Raw genomic sequence first — 8397 nt, 5'->3', positions numbered from 1 at the left:
ACAGAAGGTGAGCGGTCCGGACACCCCGCGTGCCGCCCCGCTCGGAGGCGGAGCGGCACCGGGGTGTCGTGGGTCCCGGGGGACCGTCTACTACTCGGCGGCCGGGGTCTCGTCGGCGGCCGGGGACTCGGCCACGGCGGCCTCGACCTCGGCCGGGGTCTCCTCGGCGACGGCCGGGGCCTCGGAGGCGATCTCGGCCTCGACCTCGGCGGAGGGGGTCTCGACCGGGGCCTCGGTGAGGTCCTTCTGGACGTCGGCGGAGTCGGCGGTCTCCGTCTTGCCCTCCAGGATCTCGCGCTCCCACTCGGCCAGCGGCTCCTCGGCGGCCTTCTGCTCACCGGCTCCGGAGCGGGTCAGCAGACCGTCGGCGACCGCGTCGGCGATCACGCGGGTCAGCAGGCTGACACTGCGGATGGCGTCGTCGTTACCCGGGATCGGGTAGTCGACCTCGTCCGGGTCGCAGTTGGTGTCGAGGATCGCGACGACCGGGATGTTGAGCTTCCGGGCCTCGCTGATCGCGATGTGCTCCTTCTTGGTGTCCACGATCCACACGGCGCTGGGCACGCGGGACATGTCGCGGATACCGCCGAGGGTGCGCTCCAGCTTCTCCTTCTCGCGGCGGAGGTTGAGGAGCTCCTTCTTGGTGAGCGAGGAGCCGGCCACGTCGTCGAAGTCGATCTCCTCCAGCTCCTTGAGGCGCTGGAGCCGCTTGTGCACGGTGGAGAAGTTGGTGAGCATGCCGCCCAGCCAGCGCTGGTTGACGAAGGGCATGCCGACGCGGCGGGCCTGCTCGTCGATGGCCTCCTGCGCCTGCTTCTTGGTGCCGACGAACAGGACGGTGCCGCCGTGGGCGACCGTCTGCTTGACGAACTCGTAAGCGCGGTCGATGTGGGCCAGCGACTTCTGGAGGTCGATGATGTAGATGCCGTTGCGCTCCGTGAGGATGAAGCGCTTCATCTTCGGGTTCCAGCGACGGGTCTGGTGCCCGAAGTGGACGCCGCTCTCCAGGAGCTGGCGAGTCGTCACGACTGTGGCCATGACAGGTCCTCCTAGTGGTGGCGGGGATAAGGCTCCCCGCCTTCGGTTGTTCCTGACGCCCCGGCCGTACCGCCACTCCGCCGAGGCGGTGTGGACCGTGGGTACGACCCCTCCGGAGGGAGGCGGGTGGACGTGCGTAGTGTGTTCGGCCCGGTGGGCCAAAGATGATTCTATCCTCCGCGGGGAACAGGCCGGACCTGCACGGGGGACGGGGCCCGGGGTTGTCCACAGCTCCCGGAGAACCCCTGCTTTCCGGAGCCGGAACGGCGACCCTGAAGAGGTGCGAAACCTCCTGCTCTTCTCCTCCCTGCTACTCCTCCTCTTCTCCCTCCTCCCGCTCCCGGCCGCCGCCGACACCGCCTGGCGCTGGCCGCTGGACCCGCCCCCGCGGGTGCTGCGCCCCTTCGACCCGCCCGAACGCCCCTGGCTGCCCGGCCACCGGGGCGTCGACCTGGCCGCCGAGCCCGGACAGGACGTCCTCGCGGCCGGCCCGGGCCGCGTCCACTTCGCCGGCACCGTCGCGGGCACCCCGGTCGTGTCCGTCTCCCACGGCGACCTGCGCACCACCTACCTCCCGGTGGAGACCGACCTCGCCCGCGGCGACCCGGTGACCGCCGGCCAGGTGATCGGCGCCCTCGCCGCCGTCCCCCGGCATTGCCCGGACCGCGCCTGCCTCCATTGGGGCCTGCTCCGCGGCCCGGACTACCTCGACCCCCTCTCCCTCCTGGGCCCCGTCCCGGTCCGCCTCCTCCCCCGCTCCCCGTGACCGCCCGATCACACCCGTCCGCGCCTCCGCTCGCCCGCATCGGCGGGAACCATGGACGGAGAGAGGACATGAGCCGACCAGGGGTGCAGGGGCACCTGCGCCCGGACCTCCCCTGGGGAGCGGCCCGGCGGGGTGCCCGCGGCCGTGGCGTGGACGGTGGGGCCGTGCTCCCTGACGTTGCGCGCGCGGCCTCCGCTGGGAGGTGCGGCAGAGGGAGGGCACCGACAAGGCTCCCTGACCGGGAACGTCTCCGCCGACGGGGGCCGCACCGAACAGCGAGTCGGAAGCCATCACCGTCCCTCCGGGGCACCGGGCCGGGCCGTCACCGGCATGTGCCGGAGGGTGCGTCGCCTCATCGAAGACGACAAGAACACCGGGGCCGGGTCAGGCGCGGGGGTGGGAGCGGCGGTAGACGTCGCGGAGGCGGTCGACGGAGACGTGGGTGTAGATCTGCGTGCTGCGGGGGCTGGCGTGGCCCAGGAACTCCTGGACGCTGCGCAGGTCGGCGCCGCCGTTGAGGAGGTGGGTGGCGGCGCTGTGGCGCAGGTCGTGCGGGGCTGCGTCCAGGCCCGCGGCGTTCAGGTGGGCGTGGACGTCCTCGCGGGCGCGGCGCACGTCCAGGCGGCCGCCGCGGACGCCCAGGAACAGGGCCGGGCCGCTGGACGGCGCGGCCAGGGCCGGGCGGCCGGTGGCGAGCCAGTCGTCCAGGGCGTCCAGGGCCGGGGCGCCCACCGGGACGGTGCGCTCCTTGTCGCCCTTGCCGACGACGCGCACGGTGCTGCGGGCGCGGTCGACGTCGTCCACGTCCAGGGAGCACAGTTCGGCGACGCGCACGCCCGTGGCGTAGAGGAGTTCCACCACGGCGCGGCGGCGGACGCCCACCGGGGTGTCGTCCACCGGGTTCGACAGCGCGGCCTCGGCCTGGGCCTCGTCCAGGACGGTGGGCAGCGCGCGCCGCTGGGCCGGGGCGGACAGGCGCGGGCCAGGGTCGGCGGCGAGCAGGCCTTCGCGGTGCAGGTAGCGGGTGAAGGCGCGGACGGCGGCCACCCGGCGGGCCACCGTGGACCGGCCGGCGCCCCGGTCGCGGGCGCGGGACAGCCAGGCGCGCACCACCGGGACGTCGAGGTCGCCGGCCTCCAGGCCGCGCTCCTCCAGATCGGCCAGCAGGGACCGCAGGTCGGCGAGGTAGCCGCGCACCGTGTGCGGGGAGCGGCCCAGCTCGCCGGACAGGTGGGCGGCGAAGCCCTCCAGCGGGTTCACCGGCGGGGCAGGCAGGCGACGCCGTCGATCTCCACGTGGTAGGTGGGGTCGATGAGGCCGCTCACCTCCACCAGGGTCGCGGTCGGCCGGTGCCCGTCGGGCAGGCGGGACAGCAGGGCGGAGCGGAACTCCTCCAGGTCGCTGATGTGGCGCAGGTAGTACGTGAGCCGCACCAGGTGGGTGAGGTCCGCGCCGTGGCGGGCGAGGATCTCCTCGATGTTGTCCAGCACCTGCCGGGTCTGGCCGCCGATGTCCCCGGCGACCTCTCCCTCGGAACCCACGGGGACCTGGCCCGAGATGAACAGCAGCGGGCCGTCGGCGATCAGGGAGTCACTGTAGGGCTTGGCCATGCCCGCACGGTATCAGCGCGCCTCCGGCGGCGTGGTGCGACGGACCACGCCGCGGGCGAGTTCGGCCCCGGCGAAGGCCCCGGAGCGGGCGCGGGCGGCCAGGGTCCGGGCGATGATCCGGTCGGTGACCGCCGGGAGGTGCCGGGCCAGGAAGAACTCGACCGCGCCCCTGCGGGTGGTCGGCAGGTCCCGGCGGGGGCGGCGCGACAGCCCGGCCAGCAGCACGGTGTCCACGACCCCGTCGAGGCTCTCGTAGGTGCTCATCCCCTCCAGGGACAGCCCCGCCTGAGCGGTCGAGTCGTGGATGGGGCTGCGCACCATGGACGGGTAGACGCAGGTGACCGTCACGTGCGGGGCCAGTTCCAGGCGCAGGGCGTCGGCGTAGGCGACCAGGGCGCGCTTGGACGCCCCGTAGGCGGCGGCCAGGGGCAGCTGCATGACGGCCATGCGCGAGGCCACCATGACCACCCGGCCGCGGGAGGCGACGAGGGCGTCCACGCAGGCGGCGCCGACCCGCCAGGCGCCGAGCAGGTTGATGTCCAGCTGGCGGCGGACCTCGGTGCCCGGGGGCAGCTCGGCCGGGGCGGGGCCGCCGATTCCGGCGTTGTTGACCAGCAGGTCGAGCCCGCCCAGCCGGGACAGCGCCTCGGCGACGGCCGCGGGGACCGCGGCGTCGTCGGTGAGGTCGCAGGCGATGACCTCGACGGGGTCGTCCTCGCGGGGGCGGGCGTCCAGGCCGACGACCTGCGCGCCCGCGTCGCGCAGCCGGGTGCACAGGGCCCGGCCGAAGGTGCCCGAGGCGCCGGTGACCAGGACGCGCAGGCCGCGCGGGTCGCGGCGGCCGCCGGACAGCAGGTCGCGCAGGGGTCGGCTCATCGGGTGCTCTCCTGGGGGCGGGCGGGCGTGAAGGCGCGTTCGGGGTGGGCGGCCAGGCGTTTGGCCCCGGCGGCGCGTTCGCGGGGCAGGTCGGCGACGTAGCGGTCGAAGTCCACCCGCATCATGGGGCGCTTGTCGCCCCAGCGGGCGGTGGCGGCCCGCAGGTCGCGGGCGACGGCGCGGCGCCGCCCGGCCGGATCCGGCAGGGCGTACTCACCGGCCAGGTGGGCGGCGACGAGCTCGCCCTGGGCCTCCACGATGGGCAGGGCGGCGCCGGTGGACTGCATGAGTCCGACGAACGCCAGGCCCGGGTCGTCCAGGTGGAACACCCGCTTGTACAGGGGCAGGCGCTCGGGGTCGGGGCCGGTCCAGCGCTCGTCGAGGAAGGGCAGGGTGACGCGGTAGCCGGTGGCCCAGACGACGACGTCGGCGACGTCGCTGCGCCCGTCGGCGAACACCGCCCGGTCTCCCTCGAAGCGCACGATGCCCGGGCGGGCGGCGATCTCGCCGTGGGTGAGGCGGCTCAGGACGGTGTCGCTGATGGTGGGGTGGTTCTGGAACAGCCCGCCGGCGGGTGCGGGCAGCCCGTAGTCCTGGGGGCGGCCCACGGCCAGCCGCAGCATGGTCTGGGCGACGGCCTGGCGGATGCGCCAGGGCAGCACCGCCAGCGCCCCGCCGGTGGCGTCGGAGGGCCGCCCGAACAGGTATTTGGGCACGATGTGGACGCCGCGGCGGGCGGAGAGCAGGACCGGCCCGCGGGAGACGTGGGAGGCGTCGACGGCGATGTCCATGGCGGAGTTGCCCATGCCGACGACCAGGACCCGCCGGTCCCGGAACGGCTCGGGGTCGCGGTAGGCGTGGGCGTGCATGTGGACGCCGGAGAAGTCGCCCGGGTAGGTCGCGGCGGGCATGCGGGGTTCGCGGTTGTGCCCGTTGGCGACGACGACCGCGTCGTAGTGGTCGGTGCCCTGGTCGGTGGCGACCTCCCAGCGGCCGTCCCCGGTGCGTTCCACGGAGGTGACGGTGGTGCCGAACCGGATGTGCCCGGTCACCCCGAAGGTGTCGGCGTAGTCGGCGAGGTATCCGGCGACGAGGTCCGCCGACGGGTAGTCGGGCCAGTCCCGCGGCATGGGGAGGGCGGAGAACTCGGTGCGCCCCCGGCTGGTGTTGAGGTGCAGGGAGGCGTAGGCCGGGGAGTCGGGGTCCGCGCGCACCCACAGCCCGCCGGGGCGGTCGCCGCGTTCGTGGACCACCGGCTCCAGGCCGCGGTCCAGCAGGGCCTTGGCGGCGGCCAGCCCGGCAGCCCCGGCTCCGATGACGGCGACGCGGGGTCGGCTCATGGGGTCCTCCGTGCGGGGAAGGGGGCGGCGCCCGCCGGGCCCTTCCCCGGTTCGGCGGGCGCCGCGGCTGGTGAGGACTCTGTGTCTTGAGGACGCTGTGCTTCTTCAGGACACCGTGGTTCCCGAGGACGCTGTGCCCCGTCGGCACCGGGCCCGGGGCAGGGGGCCGGGCGCCGACGGGGAAGCCATGGGTCGGTGTGCTCGGGGAGAGGCAGGGGACATCCGGGACACGGCCCTTGTTCGGGGAGGGGACCGTTGCCGCACACCGACCACCCGGATGCGGGGCTTGTGCGCAGGACCAATCGTAAACAGCTTCTTGACCAAAGGACATGGCCAGCGGCACACCCTTGCTCTCCGGTGTTGTGTTCCGCCACAATCCAGCGAGGCATATGAGGAGGAGTGGATGGATTCGCGGGGGGACTGGCGCGGGGTCGTCGCCGTCATCGAACAGTTGGTGGCCGACGACCGGCTGCTGTCGGCGACCGTGGCCGGGGTGCGCGGGTCGGTGCGCGAGGTGGCCGCGCTGACCCCGGGCGACATGAGCGCGCACACCCGGGCCCTGCTGCTGGCGGCGACCCGGGCGGTGGCGGCCCGGCGCGGGCCCACCGAGGCCGAGCTGGGCTTCGTCCAGGAACTCGGGGTGACCCGGGCCATCCAGGGCATCCCGGTGGAGGCGGTGCTGTCCGCCATCCACGTGGCCGAACGCGCGATCTGGGCGCGGGCCCGGGAGATCGCCCGCTCCCACGGGGTGGGCGCCGAGCAGCTGCTCGACATGCGCGAGCTGTACGAGGACTGGGCCGAGGCGGTGCGCGGCCGCCTGATCACCGCCCACCGGGAGACCCTGGCCGACCAGGAGCGTTCCGTCACCGCCCGGGACACCGCCCTGCTGCTGCGCCTGCTGGAGGGCGGCACGGCGGCGTCGTTGGCCGCCGCCGAGGCGGGCCTGCCCGCGGAGCTGTGGGTGGTGACGGCCCGCTCCGGGGAACCGGCGGACACCGCACGCTGGGAGCGGGACCTGCGCGACCTCGGCCCGGCCCTGGCCGCCGAGGTGGACGGGCTCTTCGTGGCGGTGCTGGCCCGCGCCCCCGCCCCGGGCACCCTGCCCGGACCCGCGGGCCTGGCCGGTCCGGGGCACCCCGAACGCCTGTCCGGGCTGCGGCGCCTGGCCGCGTCGGCATTGACGGCGGCCGAGGCCACGGGCCGCACGGGGGTGGTGCACATCGCCGACGTGGCCGCGCTGGCCGCCGTGGTGGAACGCGACGACCTGGCCGAGGTGCTGGGCGTGCACCACGCCCCGGCCCGCCGGGCGCTCGGCTCGAACGCGGTGCCCGTGGCCCAGGCCGTGCGCGTGTGGTTCGAGTGCGACCGCGACGTGGCGTGGACCGCCGAGGCGCTCTTCGTGCACCCGAACACCGTGCGCAACCGGCTCCAGCGCTTCGCCGAGGTCACCGGGATGGACCCGTACACCCCGCTGGGCGCGGTGGACGCCTGGTGGCTGTGCCGGACCTGGCTGCTCACCTCCGAGTGACCTCACCGGGCGGGCCGCCATCCCGCGGGGCAGCGCTCCACCAGCCCGGCGGCGGCCAGCAGCCCCAGCGCCCGCATGGTGGACTCCAGGTCCCGGCCGCAGGCCTGGGCGATGACGGCGGGGCCACCGCCGCCGCGGGGGACCGCGGCCAGCACCCGGGCGCTCTCGGGGGTCAGCTCCGCGGTGAGCCGCACCGGCCCGGGCGGGACCCCGCCCAGCGGCCCGATCTGGTCGAGCACGTCGTCGGCGCTGGTGACGCACACGGCCTGCCGCTCGCGCAGCAGCAGGTGGCAGCCCGCGGACACCGCCGAGGTGATCGGGCCGGGCGAGCCTGTTTCGTGGGTACCCGCTTCGTGTCCGGCTCCGGTGTCGGCGACCAGTCGGGGGTCTACGCGGCCCTCGATCCGTACGGGCGGCAGACCGACCATGCCCAGGTGGGGCGTGCCGACGCTGGGCAGCGCCTCCATGATCCGCGCCCACGTGCCGTCAGCGTCCCACCTTTTCCAGCGCGTGTGGACGCTGTTCCAGTTCCCGTACCGCTCGGGCAGCTCTCGCCAGGCGCACCGCGTGCGCGCCTTGTGGAACACCGCGTTCAGCACCGCGCGCCCGTCCAGCATCGTTCCCGAGTGTGTGCGGCGCCCGTCCTCCCACTCGTCCACGATCGGCGCCACCAACGCCCACGCCTCGTCGTCCAGCTCGGGCGGCACCAACCGATCGTTGTCGATGAACCAGCGCGACAGCGAGCACGGCTTGCCGATCTGCGGCATCGGCACCGGCCCCGTGACCGTGACCCGCACGTCCAGCAGCTCCAGAACCTCGGCGCGCTCGTCCGGTCCCAGGTCGGCCAGCCGCTCGCGCGCCATGTCGGCCAGCGCCTCCAGGTCGTGTGCGCGGCTGCGTGCCGCCTCGGTCTCGGCCTGCCACGCGACGGCCTCGGCGCGCATCGCCTCCAGTTGCTCCAGTTCGCTGGTGAGCGTGCGCGTCGCGGCCTCGACAGCGACGGCGGGCAGCCCTGCCTTGGCGTAGTTGGTGACGACCTCGGTGATGGCCTTGGAATGCTCGGCGATCCGGCGGTCAAGATCGGCGATCCGGTCGGCGTGCCCGGTGGCCGACCCCGAGGCGATCGACTCCAGCCAGTCGGCGGCTATGGCCTTCAGCCGGTCGGCGTCGCCCAGCAGGGCCACAACCTCATCCCACACGCGCTCCTCCATCTCGCGCGCGGGGATGGCCGAGTCGTCG

At 74.7% G+C, this 8397-nt stretch carries 8 protein-coding genes; 2 read left to right on the top strand and 6 right to left on the bottom strand.

The window, feature by feature from the left end:
• Positions 1 to 90: 90 nt before the first annotated feature.
• Positions 91 to 1038, bottom strand: coding sequence for a 30S ribosomal protein S2 (gene rpsB, locus ACJOT3_RS29305; RefSeq protein WP_406976368.1), 948 nt, complete (start codon positions 1036 to 1038; stop codon positions 91 to 93).
• A 280-nt stretch (positions 1039 to 1318) separates the two neighbouring features.
• Here rpsB and ACJOT3_RS29300 point away from each other — a divergent pair, with 280 nt between their 5' ends.
• Positions 1319 to 1804: a M23 family metallopeptidase gene (locus ACJOT3_RS29300; RefSeq protein ID WP_406976367.1), complete on the top strand. Its 486-nt coding sequence runs from the start codon at positions 1319 to 1321 to the stop codon at positions 1802 to 1804.
• Positions 1805 to 2188: 384 nt separating this feature from the next.
• On the opposite strand, the gene ACJOT3_RS29295 is transcribed toward ACJOT3_RS29300, so the two are convergent.
• The 4 genes from ACJOT3_RS29295 to ACJOT3_RS29280 are packed head-to-tail and all read right to left on the bottom strand — an operon-like array spanning position 2189 to position 5630.
• Complete coding sequence (locus ACJOT3_RS29295; protein WP_406976366.1) at positions 2189 to 3064, bottom strand: tyrosine recombinase XerC; 876 nt, start codon at positions 3062 to 3064, stop codon at positions 2189 to 2191.
• Positions 3061 to 3414: a RidA family protein gene (locus ACJOT3_RS29290; RefSeq protein ID WP_406976365.1), complete on the bottom strand. Its 354-nt coding sequence runs from the start codon at positions 3412 to 3414 to the stop codon at positions 3061 to 3063. Before ACJOT3_RS29290 ends, ACJOT3_RS29295 begins: the two co-directional genes overlap by 4 nt.
• Positions 3415 to 3426: 12 nt before the next feature.
• Positions 3427 to 4290 (bottom strand): SDR family NAD(P)-dependent oxidoreductase, encoded by an 864-nt coding sequence (locus tag ACJOT3_RS29285; protein ID WP_406976364.1) that lies wholly within the window; start codon positions 4288 to 4290, stop codon positions 3427 to 3429.
• A complete protein-coding gene (locus tag ACJOT3_RS29280; RefSeq protein ID WP_406976363.1) occupies positions 4287 to 5630 on the bottom strand; it encodes a flavin-containing monooxygenase in 1344 nt (447 codons plus the stop codon). The genes ACJOT3_RS29285 and ACJOT3_RS29280 overlap by 4 nt, the downstream gene beginning before the upstream one ends.
• A gap of 403 nt (positions 5631 to 6033) precedes the next feature.
• On the opposite strand from ACJOT3_RS29280, the gene ACJOT3_RS29275 reads away from it, so the two are divergent.
• Entirely contained in the window at positions 6034 to 7158 is a 1125-nt protein-coding gene (locus ACJOT3_RS29275; RefSeq protein ID WP_406976362.1) for a helix-turn-helix domain-containing protein, read from the top strand.
• A gap of 2 nt (positions 7159 to 7160) precedes the next feature.
• On the opposite strand, the gene ACJOT3_RS29270 is transcribed toward ACJOT3_RS29275, so the two are convergent.
• Positions 7161 to 8397 (bottom strand): transposase (locus tag ACJOT3_RS29270; RefSeq protein ID WP_406976361.1); only part of this gene is annotated, 1237 nt, incomplete at its 5' end.

This window comes from Nocardiopsis protaetiae (assembly GCF_045446735.1).
Lineage (GTDB): Bacteria > Actinomycetota > Actinomycetes > Streptosporangiales > Streptosporangiaceae > Nocardiopsis > Nocardiopsis protaetiae.
The sequence above is the reverse complement of the archived record's forward strand: the minus strand, read 5'-3'. Positions and strand labels throughout refer to the sequence as shown.